Source organism: Pandoraea morbifera (assembly GCF_902459575.1).
GTDB lineage: Bacteria > Pseudomonadota > Gammaproteobacteria > Burkholderiales > Burkholderiaceae > Pandoraea > Pandoraea morbifera.
This window is the reverse complement of the sequence record NZ_CABPSD010000014.1, coordinates 95,786-114,283: the sequence shown is the minus strand read 5'-3', so window position 1 is coordinate 114,283 and position 18,498 is coordinate 95,786. Positions and strand designations below refer to the sequence as shown.

Genomic DNA, 18,498 nt, shown 5'->3' with positions numbered 1-18,498 from the left:
TCTCGTCTTCCATCTTCATGCTCATGTGTTTGTCCTCGAAGGTTAACACCTGAGCAGGTTTTCAGTGGGTCATTACAGAAGTGCCGACGAGAGTGTCTGCCCGGTTGAGACCGCCTTGTACAGATAGGGGCTTGAAGCGTCGAACTCCTTTTCGAGCATCATCGACGAGTGTGTGCGTGTGCCGGTGATTTGGCCGCTGCGTTCGTCGACCGGAAGGTTCACTCCGTGACTAAAGCCAATGATCTCGATGCTGCCTTCGCGCGTTGCCACAGTCGAAGAGCCTTTGATGGGCATGCCGCCATCATCTTTGAGCCACAGGTACGCCGGTATTGCCATACTTCACGCCTCCACCTGAATACGCGCTCATCACGCGGGGAGCGTATTGATAGCTTGATCGGATACTTGTCGGCAATAAGCTTTGTCCCAAATGATGGTGGAGCATCGATTGCCGGGGGGCGGCCGTGTTCGCTACGGCTACAGACTGACCGCATCACTAGACGCAGCAGGACGTTTTTGGTCGTGCCAAATTTTCCAGGTCAGCCCTTTGAGTTCCCACTGGCTCCCGCGCTCCCAAAGTGCCGCAAGAGACGATTCAGTAACCGGCAGGGGCAGGGCATCACAAAAATACGTCAGGCGTTACCGCCGCACGGATCAGTCGGATGCACCGGAACGCCACACCGAAACAATCACCCCCCAAACCTACTAATCAGCGCGACTGCCGCTTATAACCGTCGCCGCCGATGCGAGCCCGGTCGACCGCTGCGATTCGGTTGCGTCCCTGGTCCTTAGCCTGGTAGAGCTGCGCATCGGCCAGATTGATGAACGCGGTGACGTCAATGTCTCCCGTCGGCACGACGGTGGCTACCCCGAAGCTTGCCGTGACTCGCTGACCGTGCGGGGAGCGTAGATGAGCGATGGCTTCCTCCGCGATCAGCGCGCGGCAACGCTCCGCGACACGCACCGCGTCATCGGCGTTCGTATCTGCAAGCACCAGCATGAATTCTTCCCCGCCGAATCTGCCAAGGAACGCATTCGGCCCAACTGCCGCTTCGAGCACGCGCGCAAGGCGCTTCAGACATTCGTCGCCTTGGAGGTGACCGTAATAGTCGTTGTACGACTTGAAGAAATCGATGTCGACCATCACGAGCGAAAGTGGCTTTCCCGATGCCGCCGCGTTCGCCCATTCACGGGCGATGATCGTGTCGAACATGCGGCGATTGCCGACCCCGGTCAAACTGTCTGACAACGAGAGCCGTTCGAGTTCGCGCTGGAGTTCCGCGAGCCGTGCCTCGGTGCGCTTGCGCTCACTGATGTCGAACATGAAGCCGATCAGCGCCTCAACGTCACCGTTCTCCTTGCGCACGACGTGGACAACGTCGCGAATCCACACATACCCGCCGTCCGCAGTCAGCGCGCGATAGTCCGCCTCATGATCGGCGCCCGCTTGCGACTGCGCGACGCAAAATTCCACAACCGCATCACGGTCCTCCGGATGCATCCGCGAGGCCCAGTCCTCGACCGTTTTCCACGTCGACGGCGCGTAGCCAAGCAGTGCTTCAATCTGCGGGCCGATATAGGTGAACTGCATTGTCGCCCAGTCGATCTTCCAGGGGATCGCCCGGGTGGATTCGAGCAACGTGCGATAAACCGTGGGGTTATCCTCGCCGGGCTGGCGGCCGGACGATGCCAGGCTGTCCTCGTGGCGCAGGAACGCGGCTTGAAGCGAATTGGGAGCTAAATCCTTTTCCTCGTGGCTCATCGTGATCTTCCAATACCCTGTAAACCCATTATCGGCAGGTGTAGCGGCGCCTTGAGCGCAGTGCGAAGATCGATCGCCTGGAGCCCAGCAAGCCGTCGGGTGCCAACCACCGAACGTTTCCAATCGTTGCCGAGGTCGAGGCTAGTCACGGCATTCCACGCGGGAGGATGTCCCGTGACGGAAAACGCAAATTTCAATTCGGATAGTTTATTCGACGCGGGATATCAAGCGTTCGGCCCAAATTACCTGAACGCATGGCGTACGAGGAGGCCCGCGCATCGATCAAATGCCATCAAAAATCCTCGTCCTTTCCGCGGACATGATGCAAGTCCGTTTTCGCGGACTATTACACTCTTCTACAATTCAAATCGTCGACGTTTAACCGCCCCTTCCTCGCCTCAGTTAAGCTTAGGCCGTGAATTACCCGCAAGTGGGCGCGTCTGGGAAGCCGATTGAAGAAACGCCTTGCCTGGCCGCAGCTAGCCCGCCGAACCCGAATATAAAAACATGCAGCGTTTGGAGACTCGAACGTGCGGTATCAGCGTTTAGATTTGAACTTACTGGTAGCCTTGGACGCGTTATTGGAGGAGCGAAATATCACGCGTGCGGCGGAACGGCTGAGTCTTAGCCAATCCGCGCTGAGCGGCATGCTGTCGCGGCTGCGAGAGTATTTCGACGACAAGTTGCTTACGCCGGTCGGCCGATCGATGATGCTGACGCCGCTCGCCCAGGAACTGGTCGAACCGGTGCGCAATGTCCTGCTGCATGCGCGAACGGTGGCATCCATCACGCCCGCCTTCGCGCCGTTGACGGCTCGACGGCATTTCCGCATCGCCACGTCGGACTATGTGGTGCACGTATTGCTTCGGCACGTGATACAGGAAATCGAGTTGAGCGCGCCGAACATCACGCTGGAGTTCATGCCGCAGGTGGAAGATTCGGCCGAGAAGCTGCGCCGTGGAGACTACGACTTCCTGATCATCCCTGAGCCCTTCATCGCAGACGATCAGCCGTTCGTGCCGCTGTTCGAGGACGAGTACGTGTGCGTCATCGCAAAGGACAACCCGATCGTCGATGCCGAGTTCGATCTGGCCTGCTACGAGCAGTTGGGCCACGTGTCCGTGTTGCTCGGCTGGCCACGCACGCCGACTTTCGAGAGCCGTTTTCTCGACGACCGGGGCATCCGTCGCAACGTGCGCGTGCAGGCGTCGGACTTCCTGAGCGCCGCGTCGGTGGTGGTCGGCACGCGCATGGTCGCGACGATGCACGCCCGGCTCGCGCACCTTGCCGCGAAGCACCTGCCACTGCGCATCGTGCCGGTGCCGCTGCCCGTGCCGCACGTGCGCGAATGCCTGCAGTGGCATCACTACCTCGATGCCGATCCCTGCCATCGCTGGCTGCGCAACGTGATTTCCGACGTGGCGGCAAAGTTGCCGGCGTCGGGAGCGTGAGCGGCGTGGCACACCGTGCCACGCCCACCCGATGCGCGTCGCGAGTCCTTAGAAACGCTGCAAGTCCTTCGCCACGGTGACCGGACCGTCATACGTGGGTGCAATGCCGTTCGTGTAGCCGCTCAGATCCGTCTCGCCGTCGCTACCGGGCGCGAGATGCGTCAGCACCACGGACTTCACCTTGGCCGCCGCCGCGAGCTTGCCGATTTCAACCGGCGTCAGGTGATCCTCTTCCATGTGCCGGATCATCGACGACAAACGATCGCGCGGGAGGATCGACGGCGGCGCCTGCAGCAACGTGGCACGAATGGCGGGAAGGTCGATAACTTCGCTGATCAGCACATCGGCCCCTTGTGCCAACTGCTCCACATGCCGTGACGGACCCGTGTCGCCGGTGTACACGAACGTACGTCCCTTCGTCTCGACACGGAAGGAATACGACCGCGCCTTGCGCGCTTGCGTCGAGCCCGGCGCGAAGTGATAGTGCGTGTTGGTGACCGCGAGCACCCGGATGTTGTCGTCCTTGTAGATCTCCGTCGGCGTGTCCATGTCCAGCGCGATATCCTTCGGCGCGACCGTCTGCCGAATCGGCTTCTTGCCTTTGTCGCCCGCGCCGATCGGTGCCAGCTCCACCGCACGCATGGCTTCGCTCAGATGGTCGACCATGGCTTCGGTGCCGGGCGGTCCAATCACCGGCATCGGCGTGTACTGGTTGAACATCCAGCGGCTCGCCATCACCTGGCCGAGATCGGCGTCGTGGTCGATATGGTGATGCGAGATGAAGATGGCGCGCACCTTGGCCATCGGAAGGTGAGCGCCAACCATCTGACGCTCCACGCCCGAGCCGACGTCGAACAGATACACGGCGTCACCGACGACCAGCGCATTGGCGGGCTCCGAGCGCTCGCGCCGGATCAGCGGGCCTCCGCCGGTACCAAGTGTGATCCATTGCGCAGTGGCGTCAACCACGGCCGCGGGCCCGGCGGCGCCAGGTGTTGCGTCGGGCGCGGCGAGGGCTGTGCCGGCGAGTAGTGCCAGACAGGCACCGAGGGTACGAACGAGGGCGGTCATGCGGGTGTCCTTGCGAATCGATATCAGAAGCGGTCGAGGTCGTGGGCCACGGCGACGGGGCCGTCGAAGGTTTCCTTCGCGCCGTTGATCAGCGTGTCGCGCGAGCCATCGGTGGACCCGGCGATGGCCAGATGCGTGAACACCAACTGTTTTGCGTTGGCCTTCGTGGCAAGTGCGCCGGCTTCACGAGGCGTAAGATGCTGCGTCTTGAGATGCTCGATCAGGTGCTCGCGGGCGTCCGGCGACATCCGTCCCATGGCCTGCGCAATGCCGGCAATGGTCGGCTCGATGTCGATGACCTCGCTGACCAGTACATCGACGCCCTGCTCCAGACGAGCGACGGCGTCGCTCGGGCCGGTGTCGCCCGTATAGCCGATCGCGCGGCCCTTGTAGTCGAAGCGCAGCGACAGCGACTGGGTGCCGTTCTCGAGCGGGTGCCCCGGCGTGACGTCGAAGTGCGAATTGCGCACGGCGCGCAGGCGTACGCCCTGCACGTCGATGTCGGCGCCGTCACGCAGCGTGACGACGTCGACCATCGTCGCCGGGTCGCCGTGCCCGGCCTGCTTGCCATCGATCGCGGCAACGGGTTTCAACGAGGCGACGAGGCCCGCGACGACTGCATCAGTGCCCGGTGGGCCGTAGATCGTCAGCTTGCGTTTGGCGTTCTGCATCCAGCGCAGACCGAGCAACCCTTGCAGACCGCCGATGTGATCCATGTGCAAGTGACTGATGACGACGGTGTCGATCTGCGCCGCACGCAGATGCAGGGCCGCGAGGCGCTCCAGCGCGCCGTCGCCGCAATCGATCAGCCACGGACGACCGTCCACGCTCAACAGGTTGGCGGGCTGCGAGCGCTCCGCATACAGCACGGGGCCGGCGGCCGTGCCAAGCGTGGTCCAAGTCAGTGCGGCGGAAGCATCGGCGGCGCACGCCGGCATGGCGGCGAGAACCGAGAGTGCGACGGCGCCGGCCGCCGTTGCGCTGTGCAGTCGACGCCATGCGGCGCCGGTGAATCCCTTCATGTCTTGTCTCCTTCGGATACTGTGTTGTTCAGAATGCATGCTTGATGCCGACAGTCACGGCCGTCTGGCTGGCGGTGCTCGACGCCTGACTGAAGAGCAGGGCGGCTTTTTGCCCCGCGCCCGTGACGCGCTGGAATTCGCCGTCCAGATACAGCGTGGTGCGCTTGGACAGCATGTAGTGGGTGCTCAGGTTGAAAATGTGCCAGCGTCCACCCACGCCGACCGAGTACGAATACGCGCCGCCCACGCTCCATGCGGGACTGAGATGATAGACGGCCCCCACCTCGCCCGTACCCAGCTTTTCGACGGCTTCGTGCGCCTGCATGCGGGTGTAAGCGTAGATGCCGATCAGGTCGAGGTCGCCGAGGCGGTAGCTCACGTCGCTCACGACACTGGTGAGATTCTGCAGCGCGATGCCGCTCGCAATGCTGCTCGCCGTGCTCTGGCCGAACGCGTATGGCAGGCCGATCGCGCCTGGGTTGATGGTAGTGCCGTTGATGTTCTGCATCGTGACCATCGCCTGCAGCGGACCGTTGGCGTATGCGGCCTTGAAGCCATAGGCGCGACCACTGTTGGTCACCGGCGTGGTTTTCGAACCGAAGGCATACATCGCACCGAACTGGGCACCACCCCAGACCGGGGTTTCGTACATGACGCCATTGTTCAGGTATGACTGGACGATCTGGTCCCAGTTGCCCGGGTGGAAGCCAAAGATGCCGCCGTGCGCGGCGACGTACTGGGCCATTTCCACGTTGAACTCGCGCAGCCGGCCGATCTGCAACGTGCCGAGGGTGCGGTCCTGGAGGCCGACCAACGCCTGCTTGTTGAACATCTGGCTTGCCTCGACCGACATGCCGTTGTTCATCTTGAACGCGGTCTCCAGGCGGAAGATGGCGGCCAGCCCGCCACCGAGATCCTCGCGCCCGACCATGCCGATCGTCGTCGGGAAGTCGACGCCGTTCGATTGCGACCAGTTCGACTTGCCGCCCTGGTTGCTGAAGTACGTCACGCCGGCGTCGAGTATGCCGTAGATGGTGACGCCCGACTGGGCGTGTGCGCTGGCGCAGGTGCCGAGCGCCGTCGCGGCGCACGCCGCAATCAGGGCGGCGCGCTTCATGCGCAGGCCAGGCGCCTGTGCGCGCGTGCGCCACGGCAATGCGTGGGTTGCGGCGTCGGTGACGCGGGGGTGTTGCGAATGTCGATGCGGATGCAGCATGTTGTCTCCAATGTCTTCGTTATGGCTTTTGCTCTTGGCGGGTGGGCCCGCTGCGAATGAATCGGACGACCGTGCTCCGTAGTGCCGGTCTCGATGTCTCCTCCCGGTGCGTCTGTCCGCGACGCGCGAGGTTAACGCATGTGTTGCAGAATCAGCTCCGCCACGGTGTCGTCTACGGTGTTGACCGCCTCGACCTGCGACAGATGGTTGTGATGGGCGATGCACTTGATCTGTGGCGCGAAGCCGTGATCGCACACCAGGCGCGCAAACAGTTCTCCGGCCTGCACCTGCATCTGCGGCGGATCAAGTTCGGCATAGGTGACGAGCAACGGGAATGGCTCGGCATCCACGAGGCGTACGGTCGACATGGCCCGCATGCGTGACGCGTCGGTACCGAAGTAGGCGTCGTTGCGCGGGTCCGGCGTCGGCACACCGAACTGTTCGCGACACCGTCGCTCCAGTTCGACGTTGTAGACGCCCGAGACGAGCGCGACCGATGCCGGCGACGGCAACGCGTCGCTGTGCATCGCATGGATCAGCGTGGCCGCAGCCACATGTGCCGCGCCGGCCGATTCGCCGCCGAGCGAGATACGGGCGGGATCGACGCCGAGCACGTCCGCATTGGCACGCACCCACGCCCACACGGCGGCGACATCGAGTGCACCCGCGGGCCAGGTGGCCTTCGGCCCGAGGCGGTAGTTGGGCAGAATGGCGACCACGTCGCGTCGCGCGAAATACCAGCCGAAATTGGCACGATCGCGCTTGTCGCCGCGAATGAAGCCGCCGCCGTGCAGGAAGATCAGCGCAGCGCGCTTCGTGCCGCTGACCGCCGACGGCGAGTAAACGTCCAGCCGATGTCGCTCGTCGGTGCCATAGGCCACGTCGCGTTGCACGTCGACGCCACTCGTCTCCTGCTGCTCGGCATAAGGGGCATACCATGCCTTCACGCGCGGCGGATCGATCACGGCACCCAGTTCGCGGATGCGCGTGTCGAGCAACAGGCGATCGGTCTCGAAAATGCGGGATGGGGTCGGCATGGCGGCCCTCACGCAGCGACGGCGGGCGAGAACCCTGCCGGCGTTTTGTGGAAGCGACCGTCCTTCATGATGCCGAGCAGGCGTTGCTTGTCCTGCAGCAGCGTCACGTCCTGGCACGGGTCGCCATCCACGATCAGCAGGTCGGCCAGATAGCCCGTCGCGATGCGGCCGAGCTCATGGCCCATGCCCATCAGTTCGCCGCCCAGCGCGGTGGCCGCATGCAGCGCCTGCGCCGGTGTGTACCCGAACCATTCGACGAACAGTGCGAGATCGCGCGCATTGCGTCCGTTCGGGTTGAACGGAAAGCCGTAATCCCCGCCGGGCAGAATGCGCACGCCGCGCGCCCGCAGGGCCGGAATCAGTTTTTGTTGGCGCGCTTTCACCTCGGCGGCGCTGCGCTTCATGTGGCTCATGTCGAAGTGCGGCGGCGGGTTGGCGTCGAGCGTCGCCTGAATGATGCCGATGGCCGGTGCCACGAAGATGTCGTCGCGCGCGGCGGCGAGCATGTCGAGCGCTTCGTCGTCGGCATAGGTGCAGTGATACAGCACGCGGAAGCCATTGCGCAGCGCCATCTTCACCGCGTCGGCGGCCTGCGCGTGCGCGGCCAGCCACACGCCGTGCTCGCGCGCCGCGTCGCCGGCGGCCTTGGCCTCGTCCTCCGTGTAGAGCAGCAGTTGAGAGGCGCCGGGTTGCAGCGCGTCTTCGCCGGACAGCAGGAACTTGACCGAGCGTGCGCCCATCTCGGCGCAGCCTCGAACGAAGGCGCGCACTGCCTCCGGACCCTTGCCATGCTCGTCGACTTCACCGGGGCTGAGCTCCTTCTCGTCTTCGGCCACGGGCGGGGTGCGCTCGATCGACGAGGCCACCAGACGTGGCCCGGGCATGCCCCCCGTGTTGATCTGGTCCGCCAGCGCGACTTCCACGCGCTTGTTGAGCGCCCCGGCCGAGTAGGCGCTGGTGAAGCCGTGATCGAGCAGGATGCGTGCATTGCGCGCCGTGGTCAGCACGAGCTCCTCGACGGGCAGCGACATGCCCGGCACGAAGCGCTCGACCGAGCTGGGCCACGACAGGTGCGCATGCGCCTCGACCAGGCCCGGCATCAGCGTGGCGCCGCCGCACGCATGAACGACGTCGCCGGGACGCGTGACCGACGGCGCGCCGGCCGGGGCCACGGCCGTAATGCGGTTGCCCTCGACGCGCACCTGCGCCGGGAAGGGCAGGTTGGCGCTGCCATCGAATACGCGGACATCTTCAAAGACCATTCCAGACATGTGCGGTTACCTCGTGGTGTGCAGAAGCCCGGCACGCACGCCGGCGTGCGGGCAAGCGCCGATCGGGCGCGTGAAGCGGTGGAAAGAGAAAGGGGGGCGTCGGCCTGGACGCTGACGCTCGCGTTCAGCCGTGGCCCGACGACCGTGCGGCGCTGGCGCCGGCGGCGTCGAAGGTCGCGTCGCTGTCGCGGACCTTGAGCATCAGCAGCACGCATCCCAGCCCGATGACCACGGCGGCGACGCCGAGCGCGCCGAATCCGAAGCGCACGATCAGCAGGCCGCCGAGCAGCGGCCCGATGGCCGAGCCCGACATCAGCATGGCAGGCGTGGAAGCGTTCGCACGGCCGGTGGGGTCGAGGCGCGCCAGCAGACCGAAGAGGAACGTGTGCGTGAAGATCATCGCGAACACCCAGCAGGAAGTCGCGAGCGCGTACGGTGCGAAATCGGTCGACTGGCTGATGACCATCGCCAGCACCATCTGGGCGATCGGACCCGCGACAGCCACGGTGGTGGCGCGCAGGCGGCGCTGCAACAGGGCGGCCGCCAATGGCGGGAACAGGTTGACGAAGCCGCACGCCACCAGCACCGCGTTGACATGCGACTGGGCGAAGCCTCGCGCCACGCCGATGCGCTCGACGAAGCTGAACACCAACGCCTGATTGACCGCCATCAGCACGATGCCGCCGATGATCCACACGCAACGTTTGTCGAGCGGATGGCCCGACGGGCTTGCTGCGGACGCGGGCGCCGCACGATCGCGGGCGACGGGGAATGTGACGGCGTTCACCACGGCGGCGGCAAGGCACAGGCAGCAGAAGATCCGGAACAGCGTGGCCGGACCGAACTGTTCGATGGTCAGCGGCGTAAGCGCGAAAAAGAGGATGCCGAACAGGCCCAGCCCGAGGTGGGCGCAGGCGAACAGCCGGTGCGGATTGCCAGTGCGGGCGATCGCGCCGTGCGCCAGCGACAGGCCGCAGCCGACACCGGCGCCAGCCAGCACGTGCAGGGCGGCGACGAGCGCGAACGACGGCGCGACGGCAAGCCCCCCGAAGGCGGCCGCCGCCACGAGGTAGCTCAGGGATGCGGCGCGTCGGCCGCGAATGCGAGGGCTGCGCGGGGCAAGCCAGGCGCTCGCGAGCACGGCGCAGGCGAGGTACACGGTGACCTGAAAGCCGGCTTGGGCCGGATTCCAGCCATATCGGTTCATCAGGGCGCCAATCCAGAGCGGCAGGGCCACCAGGTCGATCATGCCGACCACGTGCGCCACGATCAAGGCGGCCGCCTGAGTGCGGGGAAGCTTCATGTGACTGTCTCCATCTTTTTCGTTCGGTGACATGTTCTGTCGACATGCTGACGCGAATTTTAGGGACAGCCCCTTTGGGGTGCCCGTGTGTTTCGCGATACCTCCTATCGTGAAATTGAGTGATATTGGATATATAAATGAAATTTATTGATTTTTGTATACATTTTTGACGGGCGGCGCGAGGTTACCCCGAAACGCGGTTTCGCTTCAGCTGCAGAGAAGTGCGGTTGGGGAGGAGGGGCAGGCGCTTCGATCCGCGGTCGAGGTCATGGGCATATCCGCGGGATCGCGTGGGGCGATCGCACTGGTCAGGATTGCGATTCAATCGCTCGATTGTCGAGATATCTCGTCACATCGATGCGTCGGAAGAATTCCGACACGCTGACGTTACTCCGGCCCGACATCGCTTCCGGCGCCCCCAACTCACCGCGCCTTGTCGCGCCATATGCCTATAGAATCGGAAGGACTGCGATGCCACGGGAACGACGTGCAATTCGCATCGTATTCTCCACGGCTGATTCGGACCCCGTCATATTGGAAGAGACAGATCGGCGGGGTGGCGCGTGCTTTCGCGTCTCCCGAGGCACGATTGGTTCGTCGAGTGGCAAAGAACAAGGCAGACACGAATCGATGATGGAATTCACTTCGACAGTTGTTGTTGCGTCGCTTTTCGCGGGACTCTCGGCCGTCACGATTGGCGCGTTACTGCACGCGCGGCGCGTGTCCCGTGCGTCATCGGAAGCGCTCGTCGACGCGCAGGCGCGGGCGCAGGCAGCGAACCACGAGGCAGCGTCGCTCAAGGCGGCGCTCGATCAACTCCGCCTCGAGCAAACCGCAGTGCTGGACCACACACCGGTGAGCGTCTGCTTCGTGAAAGACCGGGTCATCGTGCGCTGCAATCGTGGCTTCGAAAAGCTGTTCGGCTACGAGAAGGGTGAGCCGGTCGGCAAGTCGACGCGCATCCTCTATGCGACGGATGAAGCGTGGGAACAAGCCTCCCGTAACTACCGGACGGTCTCCGGGCACATTTACGCCGGCGACGCCGAATTCGTCCGCAAGGACGGCACGCCGATCTGGTGTGCCGACCATGGCACCTTGCTGGACCCTGACGACCCCGGCAAGGGGTCCGTTTGGACAGCCCTCGATGTCACTGAACGCAAGCGTGCCGAAGAGGCGACGCGCATGGCGAAGGAGGCGGCCGAGGAAGCCTCGCGGATGAAGTCCGAGTTTCTCGCCAACATGAGTCACGAGATCCGTACGCCGATGAATGGTGTGATCGGCATGAGCCGGCTCGCGTTGCAGACGGATCTCGCGCCTAAGCAGCGCACCTATGTGGAGAAAATCGCGGCGTCGGCGGAAAGCCTGCTGCGTATCATCAACGACATTCTCGACTACTCCAAGGCCGAGGCGGGCAAGATCGTGCTCGAGAAGGCGCCGTTTCGTCTCCAGGACATTCTCGACAATCTGTCGAGCCTGATCGTCCTGAAGACGGAAGCCAGCGGGGTCGAAGTGGTCTTTCGCGTGAGCAGCGACATCCCCGCGCTGCTCGTGGGCGACTCGCTGCGTCTGAGTCAGATCCTGATCAATCTGGGCACCAACGCCGCGAAGTTCACACAACGGGGGGAAATCGTCGTAAGCGTCGATTTGCAGGCGCAAAACGCGCAACGCGTCGTGCTCGCCTTCGCGGTGACGGACACCGGCATCGGCATGACCGAATCGCAACTCGGCCGATTGTTTCAGTCGTTCTCGCAGGCGGATGGTTCGATCACGCGTCAATACGGTGGCACGGGCCTGGGCCTGGCGATCAGCAAGCAGTTGGTCGAACTGATGGGCGGGAAGATCGACGTGCAGAGCACGCCTGGCGTCGGTAGCCGGTTTTCCTTCACGCTCGAGTTCGACATCGGTCGCGCGGACGACGTCCGCGAGCGCCAGGCCCTGCCTTCGCTGCAGGGACGCCGGGTGCTGGTCGTCGACGATAACGCACTCGCGTGCGAGGTGCTGGCCGAGATGGTCCTCTCGTTCGGTGCGCAGGTCGTCACGGCGTCGTCCGGCGCCGCCGCACTCGATGCGTTGGTGGTGGCGTCCAATGCGGGAACGCCGATCGATCTGGTGTTGATGGACTGGCGCATGCCGGGTTGGGACGGCGTGGAGACGACACGCTACATTCGCGGCGACGCGCGCATCGCCGCCACGCCGGCCGTATTGATGGTCTCGGCGTACTCGCGGGAAGACGTGATCGAGCATGCCGATGGCGTCCACCTCGATGGCTTCCTTGCCAAGCCGGTCAGTCCCTCCACGCTGCACGACACATTGCTCAACACGCTCTATCCCAGCGCAGCGAACCGTGTTCGATCCGCGCCGCCGCGTGAATTCCCGCTCGGCAGCCTCAAGGAATCGCTCGCTGGCCTGGCGGGCGCAAGGGTGTTGCTGGTCGAGGACAATGCCATCAATCGGGAGGTCGCACTTGAGCTGCTTGCGCAGGCGCCCGTGCATGTCGACGTGGCATACGACGGCAGCGAAGCCGTCGAACGTGTCCAGCGCGCACATTACGATCTGGTGTTGATGGACATTCAGATGCCGGTCATGGATGGCCTGAGCGCGACGCGCCGGATTCGCGCGATGCCGGGCTTCGAAGCGTTGCCGATCGTGGCGATGACCGCCCACGCGATGGCCAGAGATCGAGACGAAAGTCTGTCGGCAGGGATGAACGCTCACCTGACCAAGCCCATCGACGCCGCCGAGCTGATGCATGCGCTGGTGACCTGGATTCGCCCTGAAGCAACGACACCTGTCCCGGAGATCGAAGTCGCGACACCGGCGCCAGCCGACAAGCAGCGTCCGCTCCGGCCGCTTCCCCAGTTGGCGGGGGTGAACTGGCAGATAGCGCTGCAGCGTGCGAATCACAATCCGGCGTTGCTGCACCGGATCGTCGAGCGCTTTCGCGAGGACCATGCCAGGTCCGCGCAGGCCCTGCTCGATGCGGCTCGAGAGAATGCGATCGCAACCATCGCGCGTATCGCGCACGGTCTGAAGTCGGCGTCGGCATATCTCGGCGCGGGCAATCTCTCGTGGCTCGCCGGTGAGGTTGAACGCGCGGCGCGACGAGGCGCCGACGACGAGGCGCTGGCGCTGATTCCGGATCTCGCCGCAACGCTGGGCGCGCTCGTCGAGGGCCTCGCGAGCTTCGATTTGCCGCCGGAGGCGCCGGATGGCGCCGGTGCGGCGGATGCGACCCGGCTCGAGCCGCTCATGACCCGGCTTGCCGAATTGCTGCGCGCCGACGATGCAGACGCGCTGGTCGCGCTGAACGACCTGACGCAAGCGGCGAAGGGCACGACGTTGCCGGGTGAGGCGCTCTCGTCGATCCGGGAGGCGGTGATCGACGTTGAGTATGCGACCGCGCTGACAGCGCTGGACGCACTGGCGGTCTCGATGGGCATTCAACGAGGGGGTGTCGATTGACCAAGCGTGATATGCAAAAGGTGCTGGTGGTGGACGATGCGGCCATCAACCGGCAAGTGCTGGCCGATCTGCTCAGAGACGATTGCACGGTCATTCTCGCCAAGCGCGGGGAGCAGGCGCTGGCATTGGCGGCACAACATTTGCCCGATCTGATCCTGCTGGACGTGGTCATGCCGGAAATGACCGGATACGACGTACTGCGCCGCCTCAAGGGCGACCCGCGCACGGCGGCCATTGCCGTGGTCTTTACCACGGGACTCGACACGCCGGAAGACGAGGAGGCCGGGCTCACGCTCGGTGCATCCGACTACATCACCAAGCCGTTTCATCTTCCGGTGGTGCGCGCGCGCGTTAGGCTTCACTTGCAACTCGCCCGACAGCGGCGGATGCTCGAGACGATGGCCAATGTCGACGGGCTCACCGAGATCGCGAACCGTCGGTACTTCGACGATCGCTACGCGATCGAATGGGCGCATGCGTCCCGTGACGGGAAGCCACTGTCGGTGGCAATTCTGGATATCGATTACTTCAAGGATTTCAACGATCGTGCGGGGCACGCGATGGGCGATCGGGTGCTGCAGGGCGTGGCTTCGATATTGAGTCGCGAGATGGTTCGCGCGACGGATCTGGTGGCGCGCTATGGTGGCGAGGAATTCGTGTTGCTGATGCCCGGCACGGAAGCCGAGGGTGCGGCGCGATTCGCGAACCGACTGCGCGAGGCGACCTCGCAATGGCAGATGCCGCTACCGGGCCTGATGGATAACGACCGCATCACGGTTAGTCTTGGCGGCGCTACCCTGCAGGCCGGCACGCCCGAATCGGCGGCAGACCTCCTGAAGGCCGCCGACGAACATCTGTACCGCGCGAAACGGGAAGGGCGCAACCGGGTGGTATGGCGAGGCGTGCCGCCGTCATAGTGCGTCATGCCATGCGGGCGGCGGTCCCGGCGCTCCGTCCAATCGATGGTGAGCGAGGGATTTTCACGGCATCCGAAATGATCTTGGATACCCGAGAATTCAATTTCCTCATTCTTTGATACACCGATTGTTTCGTGAAACTAATCGTTTATCAGTAGAGAGAAAGCCAATAACCTAAAGAAACGATCCCCTCTTTCCGTAATACTGGTTTCAACCAATTCCTATTGGCTGGGAATTCGGGGCGGGCCATGACGTCCGATACTGTGAAGCGCGGACCGTCGTGCGGGGATTGAGAAAGCGGGACGGTGCAGCATCACGTGTCACGGCGGCTCCCCGGATTGAATTCCTACAAATCCAGAAAAGGGGTAAACGCATGAATGGACGTACTCTCCCGCGCGCGGCGCTTTTGGTCATGATGCTGGCGCTGGCCGGTTGCGCTTCCACGCCCTCGGGCCCGGACATGTCGCGAGGGGTGGATCCGTCGCTCGCCGCCACGTTGAAGCAGGGCGTTGCGGTGCCGACCATCGAATCGAACGGTCACAGCGTCGACGACGAGGTAAAGGCGAGCTTGATCGCGGGATTCAAGAAGCAGGCGGACAAGAACGGCATGCCGGTGTCAGCCAGCGGTGTCCCAGTGAAAATTACGGTCGAGGAGTACAACGCACGCTCTACCGCCGCGCGTGTGCTGCTTGGCGTCCTGATTCCGGGCGATCACATCAAGGCGCGCGTCGACGTCTCCGGCCGGACTTATCTGGTTGAAGATACGGCCCGGACGACGATCAACGGCATTGGCCTGGTGGCCGAGAACGTCGGCTCCGATGCGGCCAACGGCATTGCTACGCTTGCAGGTGTGACGGTCCAGACGATTCAGCCGGTGCAGCCGCCTGTCGGCATGACCACGCGCTGAACGAGGCGCTGTCACATACAGACGGGTTGCGGGACATCCTCATTCCCGCAACCCCTGAGGGCTTCCGTCGGCCATCACATCGGTGAATCGCCGCTTTCGGCCGTGTCGATGCGCAACTCCATCAAAACGCCCGACGGAAGATCTCCTCGATCTCGGCTTGCTCGGCGCGTCGCGGGTTCGTGAGGCCGCACGCGTCCTGCATGGCGTTCGCCGCCAGCGTGGGAATATCCGATGTCTTCGCACCGAGTGCCTCGAGACCGGCCGGAATGCCGATGTCCTTCGACAGGCGCCGGATCGCGGCGATGGCCACCTTCGCGCCTTCCTCGGCGCTCAGTCCGTCGACCTTCTCGCCCATCGCCTGCGCAATGTCCCTCAGGCGTGCGGCACTCACACTTGCATTGAACTCCTCGACGTGCGGCAGCAGCACCGCGTTGCACACGCCGTGCGGCAAGTCGTAGAAGCCGCCGAGCTGGTGCGCCATCGCGTGCACGTAACCGAGCGACGCATTGTTGAAGGCCATCCCCGCCAGGAATTGCGCATACGCCATGTTCTCGCGTGCCGCCATGTCGTCGCCGTGCGATACGGCGCGCCGCAGGTTCTGCGAGATCAGCGTTACCGCCTTGAGCGCGCACGCGTCGGTAATCGGCGTAGCGGCCGTCGACACGTAGGCCTCGGTGGCGTGCGTGAGTGCGTCCATGCCCGTGGCGGCGGTCAGCCCCTGGGGCATCGCCACCATCAGGGCCGGGTCGTTGACCGACAGCAACGGGGTCACGTTCCGGTCCACGATCGCCATCTTCACGTGGCGCTTCTCGTCCGTGATGATGCAAAAGCGCGTCATTTCGCTCGCCGTGCCTGCCGTTGTGTTGATCGCGACGAGCGGCAGCTGCGGCTTCTTCGATTGGTCAACGCCTTCGTAGTCCGCAATGTGCCCGCCATTGGTCGCGCACAATGCAATGCCTTTCGCGCAGTCGTGCGGCGAGCCGCCGCCGAGCGAGATGACGAAATCGCACTGACGCTCGCGCAACATCGCCAACCCGGCTTCCACGTTGCCGACCGTGGGGTTCGGCTTGGCACCGTCGAATACCACCGACTGAATGTCCTCGCGAGCCAGCATCCCGGCCACCTTGTCGGCGACGCCGGCCTTGGCAAGGCCCGCGTCGGTCACGATCAACGCGCGGCGGAACTGATATTGACGCAAGGCGGCAATCGCCTCGTCGAGACTACCCACACCCATCATATTGACGGCGGGAATGAAAAAGGTCGTGCTCATGGTGATGCTCCTGATCTGCTCTGTGAGGGGCACAACGCGCGCGCGGCCGACGGCATCGTCGATGCCGACCGGACGCGCCGGCGGTGTCCAGAATCAACGCTTGCAAGCACTGAGGACAGCATCGCACCCTCGGCGCGATGCGTCCTTGATCTGCTGCAAACCGGACAAGGAATAGAGCGAACGCTCAAAAGAACCCGAGCGGGTTGACGTCGTAGCTCACCAGCAGATTCTTCGTTTGCTGGTAGTGGTCGAGCATCATCTTGTGGGTCTCGCGCCCGATCCCCGACTTCTTGTAGCCGCCGAACGCCGCGTGCGCGGGATAGAGGTGATAGCAGTTGGTCCACACGCGCCCGGCCTGAATCGCACGCCCCATCCGATAGGCGCGATTGATGTCGCGTGTCCAGACCCCGGCGCCAAGGCCGAACTCGGTATCGTTCGCAATTGCGAGTGCCTCCGCTTCGTCCTTGAAGGTCGTCACGCCTACCACCGGCCCGAAGATCTCTTCCTGGAACACGCGCATGCGGTTATCGCCCTTGAGCAGCGTGGGCTGGATGTAGAAGCCCGAGGCGAGCGGCCCATCGAGCCTCTCGATGCCGCCGCCGGTGAGTATCGTGGCACCCTCCTTGCGGGCGAGGTCGAGATACGTGAGGATCTTGTCGAACTGCTGCTGCGACGCCTGCGCACCCACCGCGGTCTCCGTGTCGAGCGGATCGCCGCGCTTGATGCGCGACACACGCGCCATGACCACTTCCATGAACGGCTCGTAGATCGACTCCTGCACGAGCGCTCGCGACGGGCATGTGCATACCTCACCCTGGTTCAGGAAGCCGAGCACCAGCCCCTCCGCCGCCTTTTCGACGAATTCGGGTTCGCCGCGCATGATGTCGTCGAAGAAGATGTTCGGCGACTTGCCACCCAGCTCGACCGTGCTCGGAATCAGATTGGCGGCCGCACGCGCGAGAATCTGTCCGCCGATGGGGGTCGAGCCCGTGAAGGCGATCTTGGCGATGCGCCGGCTTGTCGCCAGCGCTTCACCCGCCTCCTTGCCAAAGCCCTGCACGATGTTGAGCACCCCCGGCGGGAGCAGATCGCCCACGAGCTCGGCAAACAGCGTGATCGTGAGCGGCGTCTGCTCCGCAGGCTTGAGCACCACGCAGTTGCCCGCCGCCAGCGCGGGCGCAAGTTTCCATGCCGCCATCAGCAACGGAAAATTCCACGGAATGATCTGACCCACGACACCAAGCGGCTCATGGAAGTGGTAGGCCGCCGTGTGGGCATCGATCTCGGCCGCCGTGCCCTCCTGCGCGCGGATGCAGCCCGCGAAGTAGCGGAAGTGATCGATGGCGAGTGGCAGGTCGGCGGCGAGCGTCTCGCGCACGGGCTTGCCGTTGTCCCACGTCTCGGCCACGGCGAAGCGCTCCAACTGGCTCTCGAGCCGGTCGGCGATTTGCAGCAGAATGCGCGAGCGCGCCTGCACCGAGGTCTTTCCCCATTGCGGCGCCGCGGCGTGGGCCGCATCGAGGGCCAGCTCGATGTCGGCACCGCCGGAGCGGGGAAACTCGCCGATCACCCCGCCTGTGACCGGCGACGTGTTGGTGAAGTATCGTCCCTCCACGGGCGGCACGAACTTGCCGCCAATGTAGTTCTCGTAACGCGGTTGCAGGGACAGCAGGGCACCGGGTGTGCCGGGTGGGGCGTATCGCATGTCGTGTCTCCGGATATTGTCGTGTCGGTGGCGCGGCGGCCACGCCACACCCCCAAGCAATTCGCGGGCCACCCCGGCGCGCGCCAGGCGCCACGGGCATGGCCGGT

At 64.1% G+C, this 18,498-nt stretch carries 13 protein-coding genes and 1 pseudogene; 4 read left to right on the top strand and 10 right to left on the bottom strand.

What is annotated here, in order from left to right; translation table 11 throughout:
- Nucleotides 1-84 precede the first annotated feature (84 nt).
- A pseudogene (locus PMO31116_RS19870) lies at nucleotides 85-336 on the bottom strand (Hcp family type VI secretion system effector); the annotation flags it as partial.
- A gap of 370 nt (nucleotides 337-706) precedes the next feature.
- On the bottom strand, nucleotides 707-1,759 hold the full coding sequence (locus PMO31116_RS19865; protein ID WP_150568194.1) for a GGDEF domain-containing protein: 1,053 nt from the start codon (nucleotides 1,757-1,759) through the stop codon (nucleotides 707-709).
- Nucleotides 1,760-2,289: 530 nt separating this feature from the next.
- Between PMO31116_RS19865 and PMO31116_RS19860 the strand changes: the two genes are divergently transcribed.
- Nucleotides 2,290-3,210, top strand: coding sequence for a LysR family transcriptional regulator (locus PMO31116_RS19860; RefSeq protein ID WP_150568193.1), 921 nt, complete (start codon nucleotides 2,290-2,292; stop codon nucleotides 3,208-3,210).
- Nucleotides 3,211-3,258: 48 nt separating this feature from the next.
- Here the strand turns inward: PMO31116_RS19860 and PMO31116_RS19855 are convergent, their stop codons facing one another.
- The 6 genes from PMO31116_RS19855 to PMO31116_RS19830 all read right to left on the bottom strand — a co-directional run bounded on the left by PMO31116_RS19855 (nucleotide 3,259) and on the right by PMO31116_RS19830 (nucleotide 10,130).
- Nucleotides 3,259-4,281 (bottom strand): MBL fold metallo-hydrolase, encoded by a 1,023-nt coding sequence (locus PMO31116_RS19855; protein ID WP_150568192.1) that lies wholly within the window; start codon nucleotides 4,279-4,281, stop codon nucleotides 3,259-3,261.
- A 23-nt stretch (nucleotides 4,282-4,304) separates the two neighbouring features.
- Nucleotides 4,305-5,303 (bottom strand): MBL fold metallo-hydrolase, encoded by a 999-nt coding sequence (locus tag PMO31116_RS19850; protein ID WP_174971513.1) that lies wholly within the window; start codon nucleotides 5,301-5,303, stop codon nucleotides 4,305-4,307.
- Nucleotides 5,304-5,331: 28 nt separating this feature from the next.
- Nucleotides 5,332-6,519, bottom strand: a complete 1,188-nt coding sequence (locus tag PMO31116_RS19845; RefSeq protein WP_150568190.1) for a porin — start codon at nucleotides 6,517-6,519, stop codon at nucleotides 5,332-5,334.
- Nucleotides 6,520-6,650: 131 nt separating this feature from the next.
- Nucleotides 6,651-7,556 carry an alpha/beta hydrolase gene (locus tag PMO31116_RS19840; RefSeq protein ID WP_150568189.1) on the bottom strand — a complete coding sequence of 302 codons (906 nt, stop codon included), beginning with the start codon at nucleotides 7,554-7,556 and terminating at the stop codon, nucleotides 6,651-6,653.
- Between the two features lie 8 nt (nucleotides 7,557-7,564).
- Nucleotides 7,565-8,827 carry an amidohydrolase family protein gene (locus tag PMO31116_RS19835; protein ID WP_150568188.1) on the bottom strand — a complete coding sequence of 421 codons (1,263 nt, stop codon included), beginning with the start codon at nucleotides 8,825-8,827 and terminating at the stop codon, nucleotides 7,565-7,567.
- A gap of 124 nt (nucleotides 8,828-8,951) precedes the next feature.
- A complete protein-coding gene (locus tag PMO31116_RS19830) occupies nucleotides 8,952-10,130 on the bottom strand; it encodes an MFS transporter (RefSeq protein WP_174971509.1) in 1,179 nt (392 codons plus the stop codon).
- Between the two features lie 630 nt (nucleotides 10,131-10,760).
- Here PMO31116_RS19830 and PMO31116_RS19825 point away from each other — a divergent pair.
- From PMO31116_RS19825 to PMO31116_RS19815, 3 genes are all read left to right on the top strand, one after another.
- Entirely contained in the window at nucleotides 10,761-13,592 is a 2,832-nt protein-coding gene (locus PMO31116_RS19825) for a PAS domain-containing hybrid sensor histidine kinase/response regulator (protein WP_174971506.1), read from the top strand.
- Complete coding sequence (locus tag PMO31116_RS19820; RefSeq protein WP_217424763.1) at nucleotides 13,589-14,509, top strand: diguanylate cyclase; 921 nt, start codon at nucleotides 13,589-13,591, stop codon at nucleotides 14,507-14,509. The genes PMO31116_RS19825 and PMO31116_RS19820 overlap by 4 nt, the downstream gene beginning before the upstream one ends.
- A 373-nt stretch (nucleotides 14,510-14,882) precedes the next feature.
- Nucleotides 14,883-15,416 (top strand): hypothetical protein, encoded by a 534-nt coding sequence (locus tag PMO31116_RS19815; RefSeq protein ID WP_150568185.1) that lies wholly within the window; start codon nucleotides 14,883-14,885, stop codon nucleotides 15,414-15,416.
- 121 nt (nucleotides 15,417-15,537) lie between these two features.
- Here the strand turns inward: PMO31116_RS19815 and yiaY are convergent, their stop codons facing one another.
- Together yiaY and exaC are read right to left on the bottom strand one after the other, a co-directional pair.
- On the bottom strand, nucleotides 15,538-16,686 hold the full coding sequence (gene yiaY, locus PMO31116_RS19810) for an L-threonine dehydrogenase (protein WP_150568184.1): 1,149 nt from the start codon (nucleotides 16,684-16,686) through the stop codon (nucleotides 15,538-15,540).
- Between the two features lie 184 nt (nucleotides 16,687-16,870).
- Nucleotides 16,871-18,391: an acetaldehyde dehydrogenase ExaC gene (gene exaC / locus PMO31116_RS19805; RefSeq protein ID WP_150568183.1), complete on the bottom strand. Its 1,521-nt coding sequence runs from the start codon at nucleotides 18,389-18,391 to the stop codon at nucleotides 16,871-16,873.
- Nucleotides 18,392-18,498 lie beyond the last annotated feature (107 nt).